The 23997-nt window shown below is 65.3% G+C and carries 23 protein-coding genes; 9 read left to right on the top strand and 14 right to left on the bottom strand.

Annotated elements, in window-relative coordinates:
* Positions 1–8: 8 nt before the first annotated feature.
* Complete coding sequence (locus tag H290_RS0124975) at positions 9–1334, bottom strand: N-acetylmuramoyl-L-alanine amidase (RefSeq protein WP_020109586.1); 1326 nt, start codon at positions 1332–1334, stop codon at positions 9–11.
* A 150-nt stretch (positions 1335–1484) separates the two neighbouring features.
* Complete coding sequence (locus H290_RS29685; protein ID WP_020109585.1) at positions 1485–2102, bottom strand: TetR/AcrR family transcriptional regulator; 618 nt, start codon at positions 2100–2102, stop codon at positions 1485–1487.
* Positions 2103–2202: 100 nt separating this feature from the next.
* Between H290_RS29685 and H290_RS0124965 the strand changes: the two genes are divergently transcribed.
* On the top strand, positions 2203–3177 hold the full coding sequence (locus H290_RS0124965) for a zinc-binding dehydrogenase (RefSeq protein WP_020109584.1): 975 nt from the start codon (positions 2203–2205) through the stop codon (positions 3175–3177).
* Here the strand turns inward: H290_RS0124965 and H290_RS0124960 are convergent.
* Both H290_RS0124960 and H290_RS0124955 read right to left on the bottom strand, forming a co-directional pair.
* Complete coding sequence (locus H290_RS0124960) at positions 3174–4205, bottom strand: GTP-binding protein (protein WP_020109583.1); 1032 nt, start codon at positions 4203–4205, stop codon at positions 3174–3176. The two genes, H290_RS0124965 and H290_RS0124960, sit on opposite strands and share 4 nt — an antisense overlap.
* Before the next feature lie 7 nt (positions 4206–4212).
* Positions 4213–5070, bottom strand: coding sequence for a rhodanese-related sulfurtransferase (locus H290_RS0124955; RefSeq protein ID WP_020109582.1), 858 nt, complete (start codon positions 5068–5070; stop codon positions 4213–4215).
* Positions 5071–5088: 18 nt separating this feature from the next.
* Between H290_RS0124955 and H290_RS29680 the strand changes: the two genes are divergently transcribed.
* Positions 5089–5793: a hypothetical protein gene (locus H290_RS29680; RefSeq protein WP_155977028.1), complete on the top strand. Its 705-nt coding sequence runs from the start codon at positions 5089–5091 to the stop codon at positions 5791–5793.
* Positions 5794–5872: 79 nt separating this feature from the next.
* The gene (locus H290_RS29675; RefSeq protein WP_196809626.1) at positions 5873–6397 is read left to right on the top strand and encodes a DUF4190 domain-containing protein; all 525 of its coding nucleotides are present in this window, start codon (positions 5873–5875) and stop codon (positions 6395–6397) included.
* A gap of 6 nt (positions 6398–6403) precedes the next feature.
* Here the strand turns inward: H290_RS29675 and H290_RS0124940 are convergent, their stop codons facing one another.
* The 6 genes from H290_RS0124940 to H290_RS0124910 form a co-directional block, all read right to left on the bottom strand.
* Positions 6404–6778, bottom strand: coding sequence for a hypothetical protein (locus H290_RS0124940; protein WP_051122199.1), 375 nt, complete (start codon positions 6776–6778; stop codon positions 6404–6406).
* A 68-nt stretch (positions 6779–6846) separates the two neighbouring features.
* Positions 6847–7482, bottom strand: a complete 636-nt coding sequence (locus tag H290_RS0124935; RefSeq protein WP_020109578.1) for an LON peptidase substrate-binding domain-containing protein — start codon at positions 7480–7482, stop codon at positions 6847–6849.
* A 63-nt stretch (positions 7483–7545) separates the two neighbouring features.
* Positions 7546–8406 (bottom strand): SDR family NAD(P)-dependent oxidoreductase, encoded by an 861-nt coding sequence (locus H290_RS0124930; RefSeq protein ID WP_020109577.1) that lies wholly within the window; start codon positions 8404–8406, stop codon positions 7546–7548.
* 52 nt (positions 8407–8458) lie between these two features.
* The gene (locus H290_RS0124925; protein ID WP_020109576.1) at positions 8459–9022 is read right to left on the bottom strand and encodes a type 1 glutamine amidotransferase domain-containing protein; all 564 of its coding nucleotides are present in this window, start codon (positions 9020–9022) and stop codon (positions 8459–8461) included.
* 40 nt (positions 9023–9062) lie between these two features.
* Positions 9063–10154 carry a hypothetical protein gene (locus tag H290_RS0124920; RefSeq protein ID WP_020109575.1) on the bottom strand — a complete coding sequence of 364 codons (1092 nt, stop codon included), beginning with the start codon at positions 10152–10154 and terminating at the stop codon, positions 9063–9065.
* Between the two features lie 368 nt (positions 10155–10522).
* A complete protein-coding gene (locus H290_RS0124910) occupies positions 10523–11290 on the bottom strand; it encodes an SDR family oxidoreductase (RefSeq protein WP_020109573.1) in 768 nt (255 codons plus the stop codon).
* 171 nt (positions 11291–11461) lie between these two features.
* Between H290_RS0124910 and benA the strand changes: the two genes are divergently transcribed.
* The 4 genes from benA (at position 11462) to H290_RS0124890 (ending at position 18731) form a co-directional block, all read left to right on the top strand.
* On the top strand, positions 11462–12847 hold the full coding sequence (benA, locus tag H290_RS0124905; RefSeq protein ID WP_020109572.1) for a benzoate 1,2-dioxygenase large subunit: 1386 nt from the start codon (positions 11462–11464) through the stop codon (positions 12845–12847).
* Positions 12844–13359, top strand: a complete 516-nt coding sequence (gene benB / locus H290_RS0124900; RefSeq protein WP_020109571.1) for a benzoate 1,2-dioxygenase small subunit — start codon at positions 12844–12846, stop codon at positions 13357–13359. The genes benA and benB overlap by 4 nt, the downstream gene beginning before the upstream one ends.
* 10 nt (positions 13360–13369) lie before the next feature.
* Positions 13370–16009, top strand: a complete 2640-nt coding sequence (benC, locus tag H290_RS0124895) for a benzoate 1,2-dioxygenase electron transfer component BenC (protein ID WP_020109570.1) — start codon at positions 13370–13372, stop codon at positions 16007–16009.
* 64 nt (positions 16010–16073) lie between these two features.
* A complete protein-coding gene (locus H290_RS0124890) occupies positions 16074–18731 on the top strand; it encodes a LuxR family transcriptional regulator (protein ID WP_028463673.1) in 2658 nt (885 codons plus the stop codon).
* A 167-nt stretch (positions 18732–18898) separates the two neighbouring features.
* On the opposite strand, the gene H290_RS0124885 is transcribed toward H290_RS0124890, so the two are convergent.
* From H290_RS0124885 to pcaD, 4 genes are read right to left on the bottom strand one after another with little or no spacing between them, the layout of a single operon-like run.
* Positions 18899–19690 carry an IclR family transcriptional regulator C-terminal domain-containing protein gene (locus H290_RS0124885; protein ID WP_020109568.1) on the bottom strand — a complete coding sequence of 264 codons (792 nt, stop codon included), beginning with the start codon at positions 19688–19690 and terminating at the stop codon, positions 18899–18901.
* Between the two features lie 57 nt (positions 19691–19747).
* Positions 19748–20959 (bottom strand): acetyl-CoA C-acetyltransferase, encoded by a 1212-nt coding sequence (locus tag H290_RS0124880; RefSeq protein ID WP_020109567.1) that lies wholly within the window; start codon positions 20957–20959, stop codon positions 19748–19750.
* A gap of 22 nt (positions 20960–20981) precedes the next feature.
* Positions 20982–21761 carry an IclR family transcriptional regulator C-terminal domain-containing protein gene (locus H290_RS0124875; protein ID WP_020109566.1) on the bottom strand — a complete coding sequence of 260 codons (780 nt, stop codon included), beginning with the start codon at positions 21759–21761 and terminating at the stop codon, positions 20982–20984.
* Complete coding sequence (gene pcaD, locus H290_RS29670; RefSeq protein ID WP_036520197.1) at positions 21758–22531, bottom strand: 3-oxoadipate enol-lactonase; 774 nt, start codon at positions 22529–22531, stop codon at positions 21758–21760. Before pcaD ends, H290_RS0124875 begins: the two co-directional genes overlap by 4 nt.
* A 70-nt stretch (positions 22532–22601) precedes the next feature.
* Here pcaD and H290_RS0124865 point away from each other — a divergent pair, with 70 nt between their 5' ends.
* A complete protein-coding gene (locus tag H290_RS0124865; protein WP_020109564.1) occupies positions 22602–23351 on the top strand; it encodes a CoA transferase subunit A in 750 nt (249 codons plus the stop codon).
* Complete coding sequence (locus H290_RS0124860; RefSeq protein WP_020109563.1) at positions 23348–23995, top strand: CoA transferase subunit B; 648 nt, start codon at positions 23348–23350, stop codon at positions 23993–23995. Before H290_RS0124865 ends, H290_RS0124860 begins: the two co-directional genes overlap by 4 nt.
* Positions 23996–23997: the final 2 nt, after the last annotated feature.

The following is a 23997-nucleotide window of genomic DNA, read 5'->3' as shown; positions in this document are numbered from 1 at the left end:
ACTCGTACTCAGACAGGTAGTTTGCCGCCAAAGATCTCGTAGAGCACCGAGAGCATCGAATCCAGGATCTGCGACGCCGCGTCGTTGCCCTGCGTTTCCAACAGTCCCGTGATCGCGTCCGAATCGTCCGCCTCGATCAGTGAGCTGACGAGCGGCAGCAGCGACTGCAGACCGGACAGATCGATTCCCTCAGTCGCAGTGCCGGATTCAGGCACCGTCGACGGGGCCGGCGTTCCCTTCTCCTTACCGAGTGGCAGGCTCGGCAGACCCAGGCCCGGATCAACCGGTTTGGCGGGCGTGGTGGTCTTGGCAGTCGAGGTGGCCGGTGCCGGTGTGCTCGGTGCCGAAGTCTTGGCCGTCGATGCGCCCGGTGCCGGCGTCGTGGGTGCCGGAGCTGCAGTTGTCGATTGCGGTGCCGCCGCCTGCGGTGTGGCCTTCGGTTGGGCCGGCGCCCCGGTCAAGAGGAACCGGAGCATGCCGTCGACCAGACCGACGGCGTACTTGAGCTGACCATCGGCACCGGTGAGGGCCGCGGCGTCGGTGGGGTTGGACAAGTTGCCCAACTCGACGAACACGTTGGGCACCTTGGTGAGGTTGGCCGCGGCGATATCCGTCCTGGTCTGCAGACCGTCCTGCGCTCCGGCGTAGTTCGCGGGTACCAGCCCCGCGTCCTTGAATGCGTCACGCATCAGGCCGGCGGCGGTGCGGCCGGGTCCGGACTGCACCTGCTGCACGGTGGCATCGGGAACCGGGAGCTGAGGAACGATGATGTGGAAACCGCTCTTGCTCTCATCTGTTCCCAGCGAGGTCGAATCGGCGTGGACGTTGACCGCGATATCGGCGTTCGAGGCGTTGGCGGCGTTGATCCGCTCGTCGATGCATCCGCCCCACCCGGAGTCGTCCTGGCGGCTGAGCACCACCTTGGCGCCCTGGCTTTCCAGACCGGCCTTCACCAGCTGGGTGATGTCCCAGTTGACCTTGTGTTCGGCCACCCCGCTCGGGCTGGTGGCGCCTGTGGTCTGGCACGCCTTGGTGCCGCCTCGGCCGTCGGGCACGGGCTTGTTCAGGTCGTGCCCCGCTGACGAACCCTGATGTCCGGGGTCGATGAAGATCGTTTTTCCGGCGAGCGCATTGCCCTGCGCCGGAGCGGGTTCGGCTGACGCCGTCATGGGCATCGCGATCAGTGAAGCGGCGAGCGCCAAGGTGGTGAGCCCGGCGACGCGCATGTTCTTCTTGGTCACGGTGTTCCTTTCGCGTGCGCCGGAATCGGCCGGCGCGGCCTTGGGACCGTTCGGTGGATGCTGTGGCCGGCCAGGACTCGACTCAGACGCCACAGACGCACCATCAGTCACAAAATTCACTTCCGTAACAGTGAAGCAGTCCTTGAGACTTTTGGGAAATCGGTATCCAGCACCTCGAAAACCGTTGTCAGGTCGTGACCGAGGCGATGCTAAATCGTTCGGTCACAGCCGATGACGGCACCGTTATCGCCCGGTACCCTGCGCGGGCGCAGACAGCGGGCTGTTCGAGTCCGTGGCTCGGAATCCGTCGATCGCGAGGGCTGCGAACCGGCGGGCGGCCGCGGTTCGGCCGTTTATCTTTGCTGTTGCCAGTCCACGACCGGCGAGCAGGACGAGGACAAAATCGTCGACGACAAAATCGGCGCGAAGCGCGCCGGCATCCTTGGCCCGACGGGCGATACCGGACAGTTCCTGCAACATCTGGCTGCGATGCGCCGCGAAGTCGATCGCCCCCGGCTGGGCCGACATGAACGCATCCGTGAACCCCTGGTTCTGAGCGTTGAGGACAGCGAGGCGCTCGATCACGGTGCAAAATGCCCGCCACGGATCGGGATCATCCACAGCGTCGCGAACGATGCCGCGGCAAGCACCGAGCTCGTCCATGAAGGCCTCGACCACGAGCGCGTGCTTGGTCGAAAATCGCCGGTAGAGCGTCGCCGGACCGACCTCGGCGTACCGCGCGATCTGACGCATCGTGACATCGAGTCCATCACGGGCGAACAACTCGCGCGCTGCGGCGAGCACGCGGTCCCGGTTCTCTTGCGCATCTGCGCGAAGCACCTGAGGCAATGTCTCGTCCATCTCTCTCACTTTAGCGATGTGGACGCCGGCGTCCACTAACTTCGATCCAGGGAGGGCCTCCCCCAACAACTTTCGCGGTATCGGTTTAGGAGCACACCCCATGCGCGCAGTGACCATTCGAACTTTCGGCGACCCGGACGGTATGGAGATCGTCGATCTGCCTGAACCCTCCCCGGCCCCCGGTGAGGTGGTGATCCGCACCGACGCGATCGGGGTAGGCGGTGTCGACGTCGTGATCCGGCGAGGCATGCTCGGTGGATCCGGCTTCGACGCAGGCATGATCCCCGGCAGTGAGATCGCGGGCACCGTGACCGCAGTCGGCGACGGTGTCGACTCGTCGTGGATCGGCCGGCGTGTCTGGGCGTTCACGGGCACCACCGGCGGATACGTCGAGCAGGCAGTGGCCGCTGTGGACGACATCGTGCCGCTGCCGTCCGACCTCTCCTCGGTGGACGCCGTCACCCTCGGAAGTGCCGGGCCCGTTGCGCATTTCGGTCTCCGGCGCGCACAGCTCGTCACCGGCGAGACCGTGCTGGTGCGCGGGGCGGCGGGCAGCATCGGCATCGCGGCCGTGGAACTCGCGGCCCGGGCCGGGGCTGCCGCGGTGGCGGTCACCGCGTCGTCCACCGACCGCGGAGATCGGCTCCGCTTGTTCGGGGCCACCCATGTGCTGGATCGAGCCGGCAACGGCGATGCTGCCGCGCCCACCGAATTCGACGTGATCCTCGACATCGTCGGCGGGCCGGCGTTGCCGTCTTTCATCGGACGACTCGCCCCGAACGGCAGGATGATCGCCGTGGGTGTTGTCGGCGGTTATCCGCCGGCGGACTTCGGAACTGCGATCCTCGGCGCGTTCCGGAAGTCGATCTCATTCGGCACCCTGAGTCTCGACACGGTGCCACGAGACGAGCTCACCCGGGTTCGCGCGGAAATGTTCGACGCGGCCGTTCGCGGCGATCTCCATGCCGTGGTCCACGACGTCCTGCCCTTGGGTTTCGCCGCCGATGCACATCGGCGGATGGATTCCGGCGAGGTGTTCGGCCGGATCGTGCTGGTGCCTGAGCCGCGGCCCTAGCGCTGGTAGCGGGTGATGCTCAGCATCGACTGCTCATCGGCGTCACTGTCCGCCCGGCATCCGGCGAGTACCGAAAGCACTTGCGCCTCATCGATTCCCGCGCCGATGGTCACGAGCTCGGTGCGCCGCGGCTCCCCCGGTTCCCACCGCTGCGCGTGCACGCTGACGTAGTTGCCGACAGTGTGGACGAGGTACTTGCTTCGATGACCTGCGACATCGAAATGCACAAAACCCTTGATGCGGAAGACGCCCGTCGGTGGCTGCTCGAGGAACGCCGCCAGTGACCGCGGCTCAATCGGACCGGACTCGGTGAAGGTGACCGCCTGATAGTCGTGGTGCAGGTGCCCGCAGTGGTCGTCGGCTCCGTCTTCCGCAAGTGACTCGAGCAACAGTTCGTCCAGACCCAGCTGACGCGGACCGTCGTCGGGTTCGGTGCGAGGCGTCAGGTCGGTCAGCAACCCCAGATCGACCACAGAGTCCCGGGTTTCGATGATCGGGGCCGTCGGATTGTTGCCGCGAGCCACCTTCCGTGCGGCGTCGAGCACGTCGGCGTCAGCGAGATCGACCTTGTTCAGCACGATCAGGTCGGCGAGCGCCAGGTGCTGATCGAGCCGAGAGTGCTGCGCGCGGGTATCGGCGTGATGCGCGGCGTCCACCAGGTACACCAATCCGCCGTATTCGACCCGTGAATTGTTGCTGCCCACCACCATTCGGATCAGATTGCGCGGTTCCGCCAATCCACTGGCCTCGACGACGATGAGGTCGAGGCCCGCACGCGGCGCCGCCAGCGCCTCGAATGTGGCATCGAGTCCGTCGTCGTCGACGGTGCAGCACATGCAGCCGTTGCCCAACGCGACCGCGCCGTCCACCTGTCCGGCCACCAGCATCGCATCGATGTTCACCGACCCGAAGTCGTTGACCACCACGCCGATTCGCAATCCGGACCGGGTGCGCAGCAGGTTGTTGAGCAATGTTGTCTTGCCGGCACCGAGAAATCCGGCGACCAGCAGAACCGGTATCCGCCTCACGCGTTCCTCATACCTCCGCGGGGGCCAGACACTGCTCGCAGACCACCACCAATTCGCGGCCGCCGGGATCAGGATAGTTCGCGACGTTCTTGGTCTCGCCGCCACAGCGGGTGCAGGCCCCGATGACCTTCGTGTGGTCGGAGAAGTCCAGGCTCATCCGCTTGTCGAACACATACAGCGAGCCGTCCCACAGACCGTCGTCGCCGTACTTCTCGCCATATCGGACGATGCCACCGTCGAGTTGGTACACCTCGTTGAAGCCGCGGTTGCGCATCAGGACCGACAGCACTTCACAGCGCACGCCGCCGGTGCAGTAGGTGACAACCGGCTTGTCCTTGAGGTGGTCGTAGTCGCCGCGTTCGATCAGGTCGATGAAATCGCGCGTGGTCTCGGTCGGCGGGACCACGGCATCGCGGAACCGGCCGATCTCTGCTTCGAGGTGGTTGCGACCGTCGAAGAAGACAACGTCGTCGCCCCGCTCGTCGACGAGCTGGTGCACTGCCTCGGGGCTCAGGTGAGTGCCACCGCCGACAACGCCGGACTCGTCGACCTGCAGTTCGCCGGGCCTGCCGAAAGTAACGATCTCGGGCCGGACCTTCACGCTCAGGCGAGGGAAGTCGTCGCCGAGCCCGTCGGACCACTTGATATCGGCATTCTTGAACGCCGCATACGCCCGCGTACCCCGTACATACTTCTTGACGGCATGGATATCGCCGCCGACCGTGCTGTTGATCCCATGCTCGGAGATGATGATCCGGCCCGTCACTCCGGCTGCTTCACATAGTGTGTGCTGCCAAAGCCGAATGGCCTCGGGGTCGGCGATCGGCGTGAAGACGTAAAAAAGCACAATCTTGGGTGTCGACACAGAGGTAAGGGTACTGACATGGGGAAATCAGTGGTCGGGATGGTGCTGCTGTGCACCGCGGCGATCGTCGCGCTCGGGGGATGCTTTGCCGAGGACGGGCCGAGCACAAAGGAACTTCCGCCGACCGACGAGTTGTCCACCGAGCAGTCGGTGACCACAACCACCACGAGCCGCACCACGACCACCGCGACCCGGGCCGGCGCCCAGACGATCGCAGAGGCGATCAGCATCGCACCGCGGGTCAACAACACCGACTACCACGAAGCGGCCCCCGCCGAGGGCAAGCCGGTCGAGGACACATCCCAGTTCCACTTCAGCACCGCCGACGGCGAGGTGCACTGTTCCACCGTGGATCGCGACACCGACACCCTCGCGTGTGATGTGGCCGGCGAGGACGCCGCGCCCGCACCCGGCTCGACGCCCGCGGGGTGCACGTGGCAGGGCAGCTACGTGGTCCTCACCGAGACATCCACCCAGGGCACCTGCACCGACACGCCGTGGGTCTGGGTCCGGAGCGAGCCGCTGTTGTCCGGCTCGGCGATCTCGATCGGAAATTTCCAGTGCCTGGCCGTCCCCACCGGCGTGTATTGCCTGAACACCAGGTCAGACAACGGCTTTGCCGTGCGCGACGGTGCCTATCGGGTGATCTCGGGCGCCGACCCGGTACCTGCGGCACTGACCGAGATCCCGGCACCGGGCGAACAGACGACAACAACCGGTTGACCGCCGAAACGGCGATAGACTGCATCGCATCGCAGGTGGCCCGGCCGGAAACCGCTTGATGTCCGTGAAAGGTGTGGTCATGTCCTATCCCCCGCCGTACGACCCGAACAACGATCCGCTGCGCAAGCGCGACAACAGCTCCGGCGCGCAAGGCAGTACCCCGACACCTGGTGACGAATACCAACAGCCCGGATATCAGGCACCGGGCTACCAGCAGCCGTACGCACAGCCCGGTTATCAGCAACCGGTGTCCGGATACCAGCAACCGGGCTACCAGGACCCGGCCTACGGATATCAGCAACCCGGTTACCCGGCCGCCGGCGCCTATGGCTATCCCGCCGCCAAGCAGACGAACACCAACGCGATCATCGCGCTGGTCTGTGGCATCGCCACTTTTGTGATCTGCGGGCTCGCCGTCATCCCGGCCATCATCTTCGGCAACAAGGCCATCGACGAGATCAACGCGTCGGGCGGTACCCAGGACGGCCGCGGGATGGCTCAGGCCGGGCGCATCCTGGGATGGGTGGGGGTCGTGTTGTGGGCCATCGGCATCGCCCTGTTCGTGATCCTCCTGATCGCGGCCGGCGCGTCGTCGTCCACCTGACCTGACTCAGTTCAGCAGCAGCACACCGCACGCGATCAGTGCGGCGAACTTGGCCACCTCGAAGCCGATGTAGACCAGGTGCACCCGCGAACCGGCCCCGCTCTCGTCACCGGCCAGTACGCGGTCCGAGCGACGGGTCAGGGCGGGCCTGACGCCGACGATCTGGATGGCCAGTGCGGCGATGGCAACGGCAGCGGTGGCCACGATCGCCGACGTCGGCGAGCCGATGATGAGCCCCACGATCACCGCGACGGCGAGCACCACTTCGGCAATGTTCAACGCCCGGAACACGAGTCGCCCGATACCCAGACCGATGCGGAGCGTGACGTCCGGTGCCCGGAACTTCAGGGGCGCCTCGATGAACGAGATCGCCAGCACCATGCCGATCCACACGAATACCGCTGCCGTTGCCAATGCCACGTCCTTGACCTCGTTCTGCTTTGCGCCGACTAATCGGCTGGCAGACCGGAGAATTCGATGACCGCGATGAGGTCGTCGATGGCCTGACACAGCTCGATGATCCGCTCCACGGTGCCGGGCGCCGACAGGATCTTCAACCGGTCCGCCGGCCCCAGACCCAGCCGGACCGCGGTGTCGTAGACCTTGGCATCGATGGGCCCGTCGCTCTCCAACGGCTCGATCAGCCGGTCTTCGACAACAATTCCGCGCACGCGGGACAGCACCGACGACAGGCCGGTGAGTCGTTCCCGGATGGGTGCCAGATCTGCGGGGTACGCAATGGGGTCGGTGCTCGGCCACAGGGTGATGTCTGCCATCGGATACGGGTCGTCGGGCAGCCACGACCGCACCCTGAAGCGGTCCGTCCCCACGCACGAGAGGTGGTAGCGGCCATCGGGGCGCTCAGTGGATGTCTCGATGTGTGCCAGCGTCCCGACATCGACGCGTTCATCGCCACCGCCGACCTCACTGCCACGCGAGATCAACACCACACCAAAGCTGTTCGTTCCGTCGACGGCCGTGCAGTCGGCCACCATCTGCCGGTATCGGGGTTCGAATACCTGCAGACTCAGCGTCTCGCCGGGCAGCAACGTCATGCCCAACGGGAACATCGGGTGTGCGGTCATCTGTCAAGCATGCCTTGGTAACTCCGCTCGGGACAGTCGGAACGGCCGATCAGATCGCGCCCGTCACGTCAGTCCCCGGCGCAGCACCCGGTCTGTGCCCGCGGCGCGGATCGCCGACACCCGCTGCAGCACCCGCGCATACCGCGGCATCACCTCCGCCGGCCGGTGACGGACCGTGTGGGTGATCCACGATGCCGCGTCGTCCGCAGTCAATGCGGGCAATCCGTTGTACTCGGCGGTCGGCGCGATCATCGGTGTGCGGATGAGCGGGAAGTAGATCGTGGTGACCGCGATCCCGTCGCCGGAAAGTTCTGTTCCGATACTGCGGCCGACGATGCTCAGCGCGGCCTTTGATCCCGCGTACGCCGAGAACTTCGGCATCGATCCGGCCGGCACACCCCACGTCGAGATGTTGATGATGTGCCCGCTGCCACGAGATTTCATGCCGGGAAGGAATCCCAGCATCAGGCCCACCGGACCGAAGTAGTTCACCGCCATGGTGCGGCGGTAATCGTGCAGCCGGTCCACCGAGTCCATCGCCGTGCGCCGGATGGACCGGCCGGCGTTGTTGATCAACACATCTGGTGTTCCGTGGTCGGCGAGGATCGCATCCACGAGCCGCCGCACATCGTCTTCGTCGGCGAGATCGGCGGGATGGCAGTGCGCGACACCGCCCGCGGCGACGATGCGATCGCGAACGACGGTCAACCCCTCGGTACCGCGCGCAACGAGGATGAGTTCGGCACCCTCGCGGCCGAGTGCCAGAGCCGCGGCCTCACCGACCCCCGATGACGCGCCGGTGATGACGATCCTGCGACCACGTATCCGGGCCGGTGTACCCGCGGCGAACGTGTCATCGAGCGAGTACGGACGGGCGAGACCGAATCGCGCCAGGAGTGCACCGAGGCGCCGGGCTGTCTTCATGACTGCCCACCCTTACACACCCGTCGCGCATCGGGCAGACCTTCGGCCCCGGTCAGGATTTATCGGCGGCGAACTCACGCACGATGGCCTCGTTGAAGGCCGGGAGATCATGGGGATTGCGACTGGTGATCAGCACGTTGGGGCCGGAGGTACAGACGACCACTTCACGGTCGACCCATTGGCCACCCGCATTGCTGACGTCGGTACGCACGCTCGGATACGAGGTCAGGGTGCGCCCTTTCAGAACCCCGGCCTCCACCAGCGTCCAGGGCGCATGACAGATCGCTGCCACCGGCTTGCCCTCGGTGAAGAACGACGCGATGAACTTCACCGCATCACCGTCGGTCCGCAGGTTGTCAGGGTTCGCGACACCGCCCGGCAGCACCAATGCATCGAATTCGGCGGACGGAACCTCCGAAACGACGGCGTCGACCGGAAAGGTGTCGCCCTTGTCGAGGTGGTTGTACGCCTGGATCTCACCGGCGTCCGTCGACACCAGACGTGGTGTCCCACCGGCATTGTGGACCGCTTCCCAGGGTTCGGTCAGCTCCACCTGTTCGGCGCCCTCGGGTGCCACCAGAAACGCGATCCGTAGTCCGTCGAGTTCATGTGCCATGGTCTTTCGGTACCCGCGTCGGCGCGGTCACAAACAACTCTCAGCGCACGACTGCCGGTGCCGAAGCGGGCCGCACCAGCCCGCGCGGACGAACGATGCCGAGTTCGAGATGTGTGATCACGCCCGGCGGCGCATCGCAGACATCGGGGATGGCATTGGCGCCGATATACCCCGTCCACGGCAATGCGCCGTTGCCGTCTTGGTCGTTGCTGCGGATACCGCGAGACAGGCTCAGGTCCAGACCCGGATCGCCCTCGATGACCACGCGGTAGCTGGAGTCGTCGCCGCAATCGAATCGGGGCTCGATGTCGTCACCCATCGTCCAGAAGCCGTGGAAGGTGATCAAGGGCGCGCCGTCAGCCCACGCGGTCCATTCGTAGTGCTGCCCGGCGACGGTTCCCGCCTCGACGACACCACCGGGATAAGGGATGTCCTTGGTGGCGGTGGCCAATTCCAGCGTGGTGGTGATGTCGGTGATCGTGGCGCCAAGGGTTTGCGCGATCATTTCCATCGACTGCGCGTAGATGTGGTGGGTGTCCGGCGATCGGCTCGGGTTGGCGAGAACATCGTCGGGTGCGCGCCCGAATCCCAGGGCGGGAATGTAATTGGATGGATGGGCGAAGAAGTTGACGGTCTCGTAGACGTGGATCCGCTCGATCCGGCTCATCAGGCGAATCAGGGTGAGCGGCAAGAGATCGCTGGCGTAACCCGGATGCAGTCCGGACCCATGAAATGAGGTGCCGCCGGCCTGGCACGCCGCCTCGATCGTGTCGAGGTACTCCCCCGTGCGCTCTGTCCGGAAGAAGGGGCCCATCGGGGTGACCACGTTCTTGCCCGACCGCAGCAACCGGCAGACCGTGTCGAGGTCCGGCAGCGTTCCGCGGGGCGCGAAGTGCACGCAGTCGGCGTCCAGCGCGATGATGGCGTCGATGTCGTCCGTGGCGATCACACCGGTGTCCGGCAGGTCCGCGAGCTCACCGGCATCCTTCCCGACCTTGGCAGGGTTGGTGACCAGGACGCCCACCAGGTCGAAAGCCGGATTTTCCACGAAATACCGAATCGCCTGACGACCGACTTTTCCGGTGGCCCACTGGATCACGCGGTAGGTGGGTTCTGCATGCGACGTCGCCATCGGACTCCTCGGTGTGTGTTGGATCACTCAACGTAGCACGCGAAAGAGTCCCCTTCTCGAAATCGAGAATCATGTTCCGGAAAGTTTCAAAACCCCACGCCAGCGCAATACTGGACGTGACCGCCGTCACAGTTCTACCGTGGGGTATGGCTACCAAGACATATCTGAAGCAGGTTGTTCACCACTGCCCCGTCTGCGGTCAGCACATGGAGGTGGAGGTCCACGAGTTCCGCACATTTGGAGGCGATATCCACAAGACCAAGTCCGAGCCGACGTGCACGAACCCCAAGTGCTCGTCACAAAACAACTGACCAGCCAAGCCCAACCCCCGAACGACCGGACCGTCGCGTCCGGTCGTTCGTTGTGGGTCAGCGCGGGGCCATGCGGATCGAACCGTCGACGCGAATGGTCTCGCCGTTGACGTAGCCGTTCTGTAGCAACGTGAGCGCCATCCCCGCGTAATCGTCGGGACGGCCGAGCCGCTTGGGGAACGGGACATCGGCGGCGAGGCCCTCCCGGATGTCGTCGCGCAGACGGGCCAGCATCGGCGTGTCGAACACGCCCGGCGCGATGGTGTTCACCCGGATACCCACGCTCGCGAGGTCCCGCGCGGCCACGAGGGTCATGCCGTGAACGGCCGCCTTGGAGGCGGTGTACGACGTCTGCCCGATCTGACCGTCGAAGGCCGCGACCGAGGCGGTCAGCACTATAGCGCCGCGCTCGCTGTCGATCGGTTCGTTGCGCGCGATGCGAGATGCCGCCAGTCGCAGAACGTTGTACGTGCCGATGAGGTTCACCTCGAGGACATCTCGAAAACTCTGCAGCGGGGCAGGATTCTTGTCGCGGTCGAGAATCCGCATCCGGTCGCCGCCCCGGCCTGCGCAATGTACGACACCACGCAGGGGTCCGTGGGACTCGGCAGCGTCGAGCGCTTCGGTGAGCGACGCCTCGTCGGTGATGTCGCTGGGAACGAACAGTGCCGCATCACCGAGGTTCTTCGCGGTCGTCTCACCATCCGAGGCCGGAAGGTCGGTGATCACCACCCGGCCGCCACCGGCGACGATGGCCGCAGCAGTCGCGGCACCGAGTCCCGATGCTCCGCCGGTGACGAGGAATGTGTTGTCTTTCAGTTGCATTGGTGGACAGACTTTCTGTTGTCGGGATTCAGCGCCATCGCGCGGTGCCAGTCGATTCACAGAATGGTTGCATTGGACCCAGCCCCCTAGGTCAGCACTAGGTATTTGCCTAGTGTGATTCAGGCCACTGGATGTGACGGTAGTGCAAGCAACTCACATCTGGAGGTACTGATGAGCGCACCGACAACCGGCGATCGCAACCACGTGGCAGAGGTCCTTGCCGACGCGGTCATCGACGACCGTGAGGCCGGGATCTACCGGACCAATCGCCGGATCTTCACCGACGAGGACATCTTCGAACTCGAGATGAAACACATCTTCGAGGGCAACTGGATCTATCTGGCCCACGAGAGCCAGCTGCCGAACCCCGGCGACTACTTCACGACCAACATCGGCCGCCAGCCCGTGGTCATCACGCGGGACAAGCAGGGTGAGTTGCACCTTCTGGTGAATGCCTGCGCACATCGCGGCGCCATGATCTGCCGGCGCAAGACCGACAACCGGACAACGCTGACCTGCCCGTTCCACGGGTGGACGTTCCGCAACGACGGAACCCTGCTCAAGGTGAAGGATCCCGACGGCGCCGGCTATCCGGAGTCGTTCAACGTCAATGGTTCTCACAACATGACCAAGGTGGCCCGGTTCGACAGCTACCGGGGGTTCTTGTTCGGCAGCCTGAACGACGACGTGCTGCCGCTACGCGAGCACCTGGGCGACACCACCACCGTCATCGACATGCTCGTCGATCAGTCCCCCGAGGGCCTGGAGGTCCTGAGGGGTTCCTCGACGTACACCTACGACGGCAATTGGAAGGTGCAGGCCGAGAACGGGGCCGACGGCTATCACGTCACCGCAACCCACTGGAATTACGCGGCGACCACATCCCGTCGCAGCACCGGCGAGTCGAAGAACGACACCAAAGCACTCGACGCCGGCAGTTGGGGCAAGACCGGTGGCGGCTACTGGTCATATCCGAACGGTCACCTGTGCCTCTGGACCTGGGCCGGGAATCCGCAGGACCGACCGCTCTGGGACAAACTCGACACGCTCAAGGAAGAATTCGGAGATGCCAAGGGAGAGTTCATGGTCAAGGGTTCACGCAACCTCTGCCTCTACCCGAACGTGTACCTGATGGACCAATTCTCCACGCAGATCCGCCACTTCCGTCCGATCGCACCGGACAAGACGGAAGTGACCATCTACTGCATCGCACCCAGGGGTGAAAGCAATGAGGCTCGCGCACACCGGATCCGGCAATACGAGGACTTCTTCAACGCGTCCGGGATGGCGACCCCCGACGACCTGGAAGAGTTCCGGTCCTGCCAGCTGACATTCCGGGCCCAGGCCGCACCATGGAACGACATGAGTCGCGGCGCCGAGCACTGGAAGGACGGTCCCGATGAGGTGGCCACGTCTTTGGGGATGGACAACGTCATCTCGTCCGGTGTGAAGAACGAGGACGAGGGCCTCTACCCGGTCCAGCACGGCTATTGGCTCGACACCATGCGGGCTGCAGTGGCGTCGGACGACGAGATCGAGACGGGAGCACGCTCATGACCACCACCGAGACCGGCAGTACGTTGATCACGCAGAACATGATCGAGCAGTTTCTCTATCGCGAAGCGCGGTACCTCGACGATCGCGAGTTCGAGAAGTGGCTCGAATGCTATGCCGATGACGTTGTCTACTGGATGCCGTCCTGGGACGACAACGACAAACTGGTCGAAGATCCCCAGCGCGACATCTCCCTGATCTACTACGGCAACAAGGGCGGACTCGAAGACCGGGTTTTCCGGATCCGCACCGAACGATCTTCTGCCACATCCCTTCCCGAACCCCGCACGAGCCACAACATCAGCAATGTCGAGGTGATCGAGCGACGCGGTGATCTCGTCGACGTTCGTTTCAACTGGCACACGATGTACTTCCGGTACAAGACCGTCGACCCGTACTACGGAACATCGTTCTACACCATCGATTTCACCGGGGAACAACCGCTGATCCGCCGAAAGACCGTGGTGCTGAAGAACGACTACATCCACCACGTCGTTGACGTCTACCACTTCTGAGGGAACTGACATGACCACCACACAGGAGGCGCCCAGCGGTACCACCGGCCATCAGGTCGCGCTGGCGTTCGAAGACGGCGTCACCCGCTTCATCACCTGCCGGGAAGATCAGACGGTGGCTGACGCGTCGTACCGGCAGCGCATCAACATTCCGCTGGACTGTCGCGACGGCGCCTGCGGTACGTGCAAGGCATTCTGTGAATCCGGCGAGTTCGACGGTGGCACATACATTTCCGATGCCCTGTCCGACGACGAGGCGGCGGCCGGATACACCTTGCCGTGCAGCATGAAGCCACGATCGGATCTGGTCCTCCAGATCGCTGCCACGTCCGCGATCGCGAAGACCGAGGCGGCCACGTTCGAGTCCACACTTGTGGAGCTGGACCGGATCTCGCCGACCACGGTGCGATTCGGCGTCGAGGTGGCCAATCGTTCATCGCTGGCCTTCCTGCCCGGGCAATATGTCAACATCTCGGTTCCCGGCACCGACGTCACCCGCAGCTATTCGTTCAGCAACAATCCGGACGACGAGCGGCTCAGCTTCCTGGTCAAGCTCAGTCCCGGCGGCGCGATGTCGGACTACCTCACCGACCGGGCCCGGGTCGGCGACACACTCACCTTCACCGGACCGCATGGCTCGTTCTTTCTCCGTGAGAGCGACCGGCCGATCCTGATGCTTGCCGGCGGGACCGGGCTGGCGCCGATCCTGTCGATGCTGCGCAAGCTCACCACCGACGGCAGCAGCCGACGAGCCCACCTGATCTACGGGGTGAGCTCTGACGACGACCTCGTGGAGACGTCGGTCCTCGATGAACTCTCGGGCGCCCTCGAAGGATTCACGTGGGATCACTGTGTCTCCGATCCGTCGAGTGCCGCGAAGAACAAGGGCTACGTGATGAGCCTGATCACGCCACAGCATCTGAACGACGGCGACGTGGCGATGTATCTCTGCGGTCCGCCGCCGATGGTGGAGGCGGCACGCACACACGTCCGGGACGCGGGTATCGCACCCACCGGCTTCTACTACGAGAAGTTTGCCCTCGCCGCACCCGCCGGAACGGCTACAACTCCCGAAACAGCTTCTCCTGCAAGAAAGTCAGCCGACGACGAGGAGATCATCCTGGCGCCGGACGCGCGCTCCGTTGCCGCGCAGACGATGTTGCCGGCGACCCGGATCGAACCGTGGACGAGGTCGGTCACTGTCACCGACGAGGGCGATACGCCACGGCGAATCGCCGGTCAGGACATGTTCCCCGTGGACAAGACCGTCGAACCGGCCACCGCACCCCTTCGGGTGGTCGCCCCGGACATCGAGGCACCGGCGCCCCCGGCACAGGAGGCGCCTGCCGCGACAAGCGCCATCACCGTCGGCACCGGCGGTTACCAGATCGGTGAGGATCATCCGGCCGTCCACGAATCCGATGCGATATTCGAGGCCCGCTCGGCACTCGAACTCGGTGCACTCGAAGTGACGTTGGGGCGCTTGAACACTCAACAGCTGGCCGGCTACCGCCTGCTCGCCGAGTCCACGGTTCCGTACGTATCGGGTGAGCATTTCGTCGATGCGGCCGAGTACACCGAGACCAACGCGGCATTCCACGACTACCTGTTCACCCTCACCGGCAACGAGCATCTGTTGCAGGCCTACAAGGCCCTGGGCGTCAAAGGCCGGATGACCGAGGTACTGCGCAACGCGACGTGGTGCCACTCGCTGTGCGCGCAGGACCACCTCGACATCGTTGCCGCCTTCGAGGCCGGTGACCGCGACACCGCTCGATCGCTGATCATCGCGCATGCCGACAGGTCCAAGCAGACGATGCGCCGGGCCATGGCCGACAACCTCGCCGCCCACGCTCCGCGCTTTGTCACACCTGGCCGGTTCACCGGACAGGTCGTGGTGGTCACCGGTGCCGCGCAGGGCATCGGCGAACAGACCGCACGCCGCATCAGCGCCGAGGGTGGACTGCTCGTCCTGGTCGACCGGTCCGAACTCGTCAAGGAACTCGCTGACGAGCTCACCGCCGGCGGCGCCAATGCCATTGCCGTGACCGCGGATCTGGAGCACTGGGAGGGCGCGGAGTCCGTTGTCCACCAGACACTGTCGGCGTTCGGGCAAGTGGATGTCCTGATCAACAATGTCGGTGGCGCGATCAATTTCAAGCCGTTTATCGAGTTCACCGATGCCGAAATCCGCTCCGAGCTCGATCGCTCATTGCTGACCACGCTCTACGCCTGCCGCGCCGCGCTGCCGGCGATGGTGAATCGTGGTCGCGGCGTGATCGTCAACGTGTCGTCCGCTGCCACGCGTGGCATCCATCGCATCCCATACTCGGCAGCCAAGGGCGGGATCAACGCGATCACGGCCTCGCTCGCGATGGAATACGCCGATGCCGGTGTCCGCGTCGTGGCCACCGCACCCGGTGGTACGGAGGCCCCGCCGCGCCGCATTTCGCGCGGCACACCGGAGCCGGTGGATGAGACCCAACGCGCATGGCTGCAGGCCCATGTGGACCAGACGATCTCATCGTCGCTGATGAAGCGGTACGGCACGCTCGATGAACAGGCCGCCGCCATCTGCTTCCTGGCATCGGACGAAGCCTCGTACATCACCGGAACAGTCCTCCCCGTCGCCGGCGGCGACTGCGGATGATTCGGGAGGGTCCGCATCCGGCAAACGCGCCGGACGCCGGACGACCCGGCAATAGAATGGACCGATGAGGTCCGCGACGGTGTGTGTCGGGCGCGACCGTGAACTCGGTGTGCTGGCTGCGCAGCTCGCCGCGACCGCAACTGACGGCGCGTTGATCGTCGCGGTGCGCGGAGACAACGGCATCGGGAAGTCGACGTTGGTGCAGGCGCTTGCCGACCGACACGGCGGCCCGGTGTGGTCGGCGACCACCGCACCATGGGAGACCTCGAGTCCTGGTGCGGTGTTGCACCAACTCTTCCAGCAGGACCTGTCCGGCAACCCGCTGGATGTCGCCACGCAGATTGTCGACCATGTCACTGCCGCAACATCTTCCACCAATCAAGGCCTTGTCATCATCGACGACGCCGAACAATCCGACGAGCTGTCTCTGCAGGCACTGACCACCGCGGTGCGGCATCATCGCGACGTTCCGATGCTGGTGGTGCTGACGATCACCGACCCGGCCGCATCGGCGGTCGACCTCGCATCCGACATCATCGTGCTCTGCAGCCTCGACTCCGCCGCGATCGGCGAACTCGCCCGCGGCCGAGGGGTGGTGGTCCATCCGGCGATGGTGCCGGCGCTGGCCGTCCACACCGGTGGCAACCCGCGTTATGTCACGGCGCTGCTCGACGAGTTACCCGCGCAGGTATGGACCCACCCGGGCGCAGCGCTCCCAGCACCGTCATCGGTGGTGTCGCGCGTGCGGAAGCAACTCGACGACTGTGGTCCACAGGGACGGTCGCTGGTCGAGGCATTGGCCATCCTGGGTGAGCGCGGTTTCTTCACCGAAGCTGCGGCACTTGCTGATTCGACGACACCACTGATCGCCATCGACGAAGGCAAGGCTGCCGGACTTCTGATCGATGCACCCGAGCCGTCGCGTTCCCGCACCGCCGCTATCCGCGATCGGATCACCCGGGTCGCGGTCCTCGACATCATGGGTGCCGCCGCAGCGGGACGTGCCCATCTGCGGGCCGCCGACGTTGTCGACGACCCGGTACGCAGCCTGATCCACCGCGTGAGCGCCACCGCCACGCCCGATCAAGCGCTGGCCGATGCCACTGATGCCCTGGCGCGCGAACGTGGTAACGCCGGCGCCTGGGCCGAAGCAGCCGGACTGTTCAGAGAGGCCTTTCGCCTCTCGACCGACCGGTCGCTGCGCGAGGACAGATTGATCCGAACAGCGGATTCCCTGGTGGCAGCCGGCGATATCGCAGCTGCACTCGCGCTGGTCCCGGACCTCGAGGCGTTGACCGAGACGGCACTGCGCGACGCGGTGCTCGCCTATCTCGCGATCGTTCGTGGCCGCGCCGCAGAAGCGGAGATCCGCATGAATCGGGCGTGGGACATCGTCGACAGCACCACTGACCCGGCGTCGGCAGCGCTCATCGCACAGCGCCACGTCCTGCATTCGCTGAGCCGTTGCGGTGGCGTCGAGGTGGTCGAATGGGCAGACCGGGCACTGTCTTTGGCGCAACCCGACTCCCCCGCAGCCATCGAGGCCGAAGCCATCCGGGGCCTCGGCCTGGCCTCATCCGGCCGGCCCGATCTGGCCGATGACGCCTACCGCAACCTGGGGCAACGCGTCCACCCCGGCGTCCAGGCACAACGCGTCAGCCTCGGTCGAGGCTGGCTGCAACTCGCCAACGACGACGTGGACGGCGCCCGCCCCAATCTCGAAACTGCTGTCGCGACCGCACATATGGGCGGTTCGGCCCGAATCTCGATGTGGGCCTACGGCTGGCTGGCCAGGCTGCAGTTTCTCACCGGCGACTGGGATCAGGCGCTGCACACGGTCGCCGATGGGCGTCAGTTGGCCGAATCGAGTGGAATCGTGCTGGCCACACCACTGTTGGAATGGACTGCCGCCCAAGTCCACGTGCTACGTGGATCCTGGGATCTGGCCGGCGACGCCCTGCGCGCCGCGGAGGCGGTCACACAGGACTACGAGATCATGCGCGCCCCGGCACTGATCGCACGCGCACAGATCGCCGAGGCGAACGCCGACTACGGCGCCGTGATCCGGGCACTGGACCCGGTCCGTGCGATGTCTCCGGGAACGGCTTTGGCACAGCCGGGTTTCTGGCCCTGGGCCGACGTGCTCGCCAATGCACTGGTGGTCGACGGACAACTCGCGACCGCGGAATCCTTCTTGGACTCACAGGAAGAACTCGCCCGCGACGCCGGTCACCGGTCGACACAGGCCCGCCTCGGCTATGCCCGCGGGCGACTCCTCGGCGCGACCGGTGATCTCCATGGGGCCCGGCGCGCCTTCGAGAATTCATTGACCTTGCTCGACGGCCTGCCGCTGCGATACGACCTGGCCCGCATCAACTTCGCGTACGGCCAGACCTTGCGCCGGGCCGGCAAACGTCGGTCAGCCGACCCGGTGCTGGCCGCGGCCCGCGACATCTACGCGTCACTTGGCGCGACAACGTACGTCGAGCGCTGCGACCGAGAGCTACGGGCCGGCGGCGTCAACGCGACGCTGTCCCGTAGTGACGTCGAACTGACACCACAGGAAGAAGCCGTCACCCGACTGGTCGCCCAAGGACTTTCGAACAAAGAAGTCGCCGCGGAACTCTACGTCTCACCCAAAACAGTGCAGTACCACCTCACCCGCATCTACTCGAAACTCGGTGTGCGGTCCCGCGTCGACCTGGCAAATCGATACCACTAGCCGCTGGCAGCGGCACCACCCGCGCGAACCGCCGAGCGTGCCGATCCAACCGCCGACCGTGCCGAAATCACCGCCGACAGTGCCGAAAATCTTGGTGCGCCATCACTTTCGGCACACTCAGCGGCAACGACGGCACGCTCGGCGGTCGTGCTGTGACGGTGAAGCTTTCAGCGGTGCCGGTTACCCAGATCCGCGCTGAGGTCGGCCGCCACCTCGACCAGGAAGTCGGCAGTCTGTGCCGCAAAGGATTCCGGGGTTGAGCGCGCCGACGACGTCGAGCAGGCCAGCGCGCCGACCACGGTTCCGGCCGCATCACGCACCGGCGCCGCCAGTGAGATCAACCCGACCTCGAGTTCCTGTTCGGTCAACGCGTATCCACGCGTCCGGACGGTTTCGAGTTCACGTTCGAGGTCGGCACCCGATGCCACCGTCGACTCCGTCAAGCGATGACCGAAGTCGGTCTGCTCGATCAGCGATTGCACCGCGGTGGGCGATGCCCAGGCCAGCAACACCCGGCCCATCGACGTGGCATACGCCGGGATCCGGGTTCCCACCGACACATTGATGCTCATGATCCGACGCACCGGGACACGCGCCGCATAGACCACGTCCGGGCCGTCGAGTACACCCAACGACGCCGACTCATGCGTTGTCTCCGCGATGCGCAGCAGGTGCGGCATCGCGGTGTCGGCCAGCGAATGCGATGCGGTGTAATGCTGCCCGATGCTCAACACGCGCGGGGTGAGCGACCACTTTCCGCCGGAGCCGGTGACATAACCGAGCCGCTGCAGGGTCAGCAGGATTCTGCGCACCACAGGACGCGAAAGATCGGTGGCAGTGGCCAATTCGGCCAGCGTCGGATTCGGTCGATCGGCATCGAAAGCCAGGAGCACCGCGAATCCGCGCTCGATGCTCTGGATGTAGTCGCGGTCTCTGTCTTCACCGACCTCGGACACCACCGCCCCCTTCTGTTGTCGCGGGATCCACCGTACGCAGTACGGACAGCACTGGGGCGCTCAGGTGGTGCGTTCGAACACCGCCGCCAGCCCCTGACCGCCACCGATGCACATCGTCTCCAGTCCGTAGCGGCCCTCGCGACGATCGAGTTCATGCAACAAGGTCGCGAGGATCCGAGCACCGGTGGCCCCGACCGGATGTCCGAGCGAGATCCCCGATCCGTGTGGATTGAGCCGCTCGTCGCCGGCATCGAGTTGCCAGGCCTGCAATACCGCCAGCACCTGGGCGGCAAACGCCTCATTCAGCTCGATCAGGTTCATGTCGTCCATCGTCAGTCCGAGTCGGCCGAGCACCTTCGCGACGGCGCCCACCGGACCAAAGCCCATCCGCGAGGGCTCCAGCCCGCTGACACCCCAACCCGCCAGGCGGGCCAGCGGACGTAGTCCCAGTTCTGCCGCGCGCTCGGGTGTGGTCACGATGCACGCCGCGGCGCCATCGTTCTGACCGCTGGCGTTACCTGCCGTCACGGTCGATTCGGGGTCGACCTTCACGCGGATCGGGCGCAGGGCGGCCAGCGATTCGATCGTGGTGTCGGCGCGTGGATGCTCGTCGGTGTCGATCACCACGGCCGGACCACGACGCTGCGGCACGCTCACCGGGACGATCTCCTCTGCGAACAGTCCACTGGTTTGTGCCGCAACAGCTTTCCGATGCGACTCGACCGCGAGTGCATCCTGGTCGGCCCGGCTGATCCCGAACTCCGCTCGTAGATTCTCGGCGGTCTCGATCATCCCGCCCGGCACCGGGAAGTTGATGCCGCCGGCGGTGACCCGCGCACGGGCCAGTCGGTCGGACAACTCGACACCGGATCCCTTGACACCCCAACGGATCGAATCCGTATAGAACTCGGCCTGACTCATCGATTCGGCACCACCGGCGATCACCAGATCACTGGCACCCGTGGCGACCTGCATGCACGCCTGCAACACCGCCTGCAGGCCCGATCCGCACCGACGGTCGACCTGCATGCCAGGCGCCCCGATACCCAGCCCGGCATCGAGCGCGGCAACCCGGCCGATTGCGGGCGCTTCACCATTTGGTGTGCCCTGACCGAGGATCACGTCGTCGACCTGATCCGGGAAGATTCCCGTCCGATTCATGAGCTCGCTGATGACGGTTGCCGCAAGTGACTGTGGTGCAATGTCTTTGAACTGTCCACCGAAGCGGCCCACCGGGGTACGCAGGGGTTCGCAGATGACGGCGTCGGGCATGATGGTCCTCCTGGTTGGTCGATCAGAGCGCAGATGAGGCGCGGGTCAGGTCAGCGGTCATCGCCGACGCGGCTTTCAGCAATTCGGGTAGTAGATCGCCGCGCACGGCATCAAGGCTGTAGCGCGCCGACTGGGTGGATATGTTGACCGCAGCGATCACCGAGCCGTCCCGCCCGTGCACCGGAGCGGCCAGGGAACGCAGACCCAATTCGAGTTCCTCCTCGACGATGCAAAATCCGTCGAGCCGGGCCCGCTCGATCGCGTCACGCAGTTCGGCGGTCGTGAGCTTGGTGTGTTCGGTCAATGCCACGGGTGACACCCGCTCGAGGTGCTCGTCGAGGTCCGCCGGCGACAGATCGGCGAGCAGAACCCGTCCCATCGACGTTGCGTATGCCGGGAACCGGGTGCCGATCGTGATGGACACCGCCATGATCCGGCTCACCGGAACACGTGCGACGTAGACGATGTCGTCGCCGTCGAGGATCGAGACCGACGCCGATTCGTGCACCCTCGCGGTGAGGGCTTCGAGATGCGGACCCGCGATCTCCGGCAGCGACAGGCTCGACAGGTAGCTGTAGCCGAGGTCCAGAACACGCGGGGTGAGCCAGAAGACCGTCCCGTCGGATCGGACGTATCCGAGGTCGGCAAGGGTGAGCAGGAAGCGCCGGGCCGCCGGCCGGGACAACCCGGTGGACGACGCGATCTCGCTGGCACTCTGCCGTGGATGTTCGGCGTCGAACGCACGGATCACCGCCAGCCCACGGGCGAGGGACTGGACGTGGTCACCGGAGCCGGCCGTCATGAGCGCAGGATGTGATCGCGGAGGAGCGCGGACACCGCGGTGGGTTGCTCTTGATTCACCAGATGCGCTCCCGGGTCGAGGATTTCGAGACGAGAGCCTGCGATCCCGTCGACCAGTACCTGCAGTGTCGCCGGCGGGGTCGACGGATCCTGGGCTCCGGCGATAGCCAGCGTGGGGGCACCGATCGCGGCGAGGTCGTCGCGTGAATCCCAGTGCGCCAGCGCATCACAACACGCCGCGTAACCCTCGTCGTCCGTGCCCGTGACCATGTCGAGGGCTGCGTGCACCAGCAAGGTGTCGCTGCCGGCGAGATCCATGGTGAACCAGCGTGCGACAACCGCATCGGCGATGGCCGCGGTCCCCTGCGCCCGCACCGTTGCCGCCCGATCGAACCAGCCGTCGGGCTCACCGAACTTGGCGGCGGTGCACAGCAACGCCAGAGTGGTGACGCGAGCGGGATACGAGATCGCGAGTTGTTGCGCGACCGCACCACCGAGTGAGAGACCCACAACGTGAAATGCGCTGACACCCAATGAGTCCAGGGTCGCGATCACGTCGTCGGCCAATTCGGCGACGCTGTACGGACCTGGGGGCGTCGGCGAGTCTCCGTGTCCACGCAGATCCATCGCAATGACACGGAATCCGTCATCCGCCAAGGCCTGACGCTGCGGATCCCACATCGCGCTGGTCGAACCGAGAGATCCGAGGAGCACAACAGTCTGCGCGGAGTCGTCGGTACCGCTCACCACATGGCCTAGCTGGACGGACATCGTCACCCTTTCGCCGCTGTACGCTGGTCGTACACTTGTACTATATGCGTACGGACGCTACGGTGTCCACATGCTCGACAAAGTCATCAGCACCGCATCCCAGGCCGTCAGCGACATCCCTGACGGCGCATCGCTCGCCGTCGGCGGCTTCGGACTCGTCGGCGTCCCCGAAGTTCTCATCAAAGCGCTGCTCGAACAGGGCGCCACCGACCTCGAGACGGTGAGCAACAACTGCGGCACCAACGGTTTCGGCCTGGGCCTCCTGCTCAACGAACACCGCATCCGGCGGACGATCTCGTCCTATGTGGGATCCAACGAGGAGTTCGCGCGGCAATACCTATCCGGCGAACTCGAGGTCGAACTAACGCCACAGGGCACCCTCGCCGAACGTCTCCGCGCCGGAGGTGCCGGCATCTCCGCGTTCTTCACCCCGGCCGGCGTCGGCACCCCGGTCGCCGAAGGTGGACTGCCGTTGCGCTACGACGGTGCGGGCGGTGTCCTGCTGGCCAGTCCCCCGAAGGAAACGCGCGAGTTCGACGGCCAGACCTATGTCCTCGAGCGTGGCATCGTGACCGACTACGCGCTGGTGCACGCCTGGAAGGGCGACCGGCACGGCAATCTCGTCTTCCGCCGCAGCGCACGCAATTTCAATCCGCCGGCCGCGACCGCCGGGCGTATCACCATCGCCCAGGTCGAAGAGCTCGTCGAACCCGGCGACATCGATCCCGACCAGGTGCACATCCCGGGCATCCACGTCCAACGCGTGGTTCACGTCGGGAAGGTCGAGGTCGGCATCGAGAACAGGACGGTACGAGCATGAGCTGGACACGCGAACAGATGGCCGCACGGGTGGCCGCCGAACTCGAGGACGGACAGTACGTCAACCTCGGCATCGGCATGCCGACGCTCGTCCCGAGCTTCCTCCCGCCGGACATCTCCGTCGAATTGCACTCGGAGAACGGTGTTCTCGGCGTCGGACCGTACCCGACGGAAGACGAAGTCGACCCGGAGCTGATCAACGCCGGCAAGGAGACGATCACCGTCAACCCGGGCGCGTCCTACTTCGACTCGGCCGCATCGTTCGGGATGATCCGCGGCGGTCACGTCGATGTCGCGGTCCTGGGCGCGATGCAGGTCAGTGCCGGCGGCGATCTGGCGAACTGGATGGTCCCCGGCCAGATGGTGAAAGGTATGGGCGGCGCGATGGATCTGGTCCACGGCGCCCGCAAAGTCATCGTGATGATGGATCACGTCACCCGCAAAGGCGCCCCGAAAATCCTCGACACCTGCGAGCTACCCCTGACCGGAAAAGCCTGCGTCCAAAGGATCATCACCGATCTCGCGGTTCTCGACATCACACCCGAGGGTGTCCGCCTGGTCGAACTCGCACCCGACGTGACCGTCGACGATGTCCGGGCCAAAACCGCCACCACCATCCTCATCGACACCCCGATCCCCGCCTGATC

Source organism: Nocardia sp. 348MFTsu5.1 (genome assembly GCF_000383535.1).
GTDB classification, from domain to species: Bacteria; Actinomycetota; Actinomycetes; order Mycobacteriales; family Mycobacteriaceae; genus Williamsia; species Williamsia faeni.
The sequence above is the reverse complement of the archived record's forward strand: the minus strand, read 5'-3'. Positions and strand labels throughout refer to the sequence as shown.

Bases quoted from the DNA above. Each gene is read 5' to 3' on its own strand.
- benA (WP_020109572.1), top strand. From the start codon at position 11,462: ATGAGCGCACCGACAACCGGCGATCGCAACCACGTGGCAGAGGTCCTT.
- H290_RS0124935 (WP_020109578.1), bottom strand. From the start codon at position 7,482: ATGACCGCACACCCGATGTTCCCGTTGGGCATGACGTTGCTGCCCGGC.
- H290_RS0124930 (WP_020109577.1), bottom strand. From the start codon at position 8,406: ATGAAGACAGCCCGGCGCCTCGGTGCACTCCTGGCGCGATTCGGTCTC.
- H290_RS0124875 (WP_020109566.1), bottom strand. From the start codon at position 21,761: ATGACGGCCGGCTCCGGTGACCACGTCCAGTCCCTCGCCCGTGGGCTG.
- H290_RS0124910 (WP_020109573.1), bottom strand. From the start codon at position 11,290: ATGCAACTGAAAGACAACACATTCCTCGTCACCGGCGGAGCATCGGGA.
- H290_RS0124880 (WP_020109567.1), bottom strand. From the start codon at position 20,959: ATGCCCGACGCCGTCATCTGCGAACCCCTGCGTACCCCGGTGGGCCGC.
- H290_RS0124860 (WP_020109563.1), top strand. From the start codon at position 23,348: ATGAGCTGGACACGCGAACAGATGGCCGCACGGGTGGCCGCCGAACTC.
- H290_RS29675 (WP_196809626.1), top strand. From the start codon at position 5,873: ATGTCCTATCCCCCGCCGTACGACCCGAACAACGATCCGCTGCGCAAG.
- H290_RS0124940 (WP_051122199.1), bottom strand. From the start codon at position 6,778: ATGGTGCTGGCGATCTCGTTCATCGAGGCGCCCCTGAAGTTCCGGGCA.
- H290_RS29680 (WP_155977028.1), top strand. From the start codon at position 5,089: ATGGGGAAATCAGTGGTCGGGATGGTGCTGCTGTGCACCGCGGCGATC.
- benC (WP_020109570.1), top strand. From the start codon at position 13,370: ATGACCACCACACAGGAGGCGCCCAGCGGTACCACCGGCCATCAGGTC.
- pcaD (WP_036520197.1), bottom strand. From the start codon at position 22,531: ATGTCCGTCCAGCTAGGCCATGTGGTGAGCGGTACCGACGACTCCGCG.
- H290_RS0124925 (WP_020109576.1), bottom strand. From the start codon at position 9,022: ATGGCACATGAACTCGACGGACTACGGATCGCGTTTCTGGTGGCACCC.
- H290_RS0124865 (WP_020109564.1), top strand. From the start codon at position 22,602: ATGCTCGACAAAGTCATCAGCACCGCATCCCAGGCCGTCAGCGACATC.
- H290_RS0124965 (WP_020109584.1), top strand. From the start codon at position 2,203: ATGCGCGCAGTGACCATTCGAACTTTCGGCGACCCGGACGGTATGGAG.
- benB (WP_020109571.1), top strand. From the start codon at position 12,844: ATGACCACCACCGAGACCGGCAGTACGTTGATCACGCAGAACATGATC.
- H290_RS0124890 (WP_028463673.1), top strand. From the start codon at position 16,074: ATGAGGTCCGCGACGGTGTGTGTCGGGCGCGACCGTGAACTCGGTGTG.
- H290_RS0124920 (WP_020109575.1), bottom strand. From the start codon at position 10,154: ATGGCGACGTCGCATGCAGAACCCACCTACCGCGTGATCCAGTGGGCC.
- H290_RS29685 (WP_020109585.1), bottom strand. From the start codon at position 2,102: ATGGACGAGACATTGCCTCAGGTGCTTCGCGCAGATGCGCAAGAGAAC.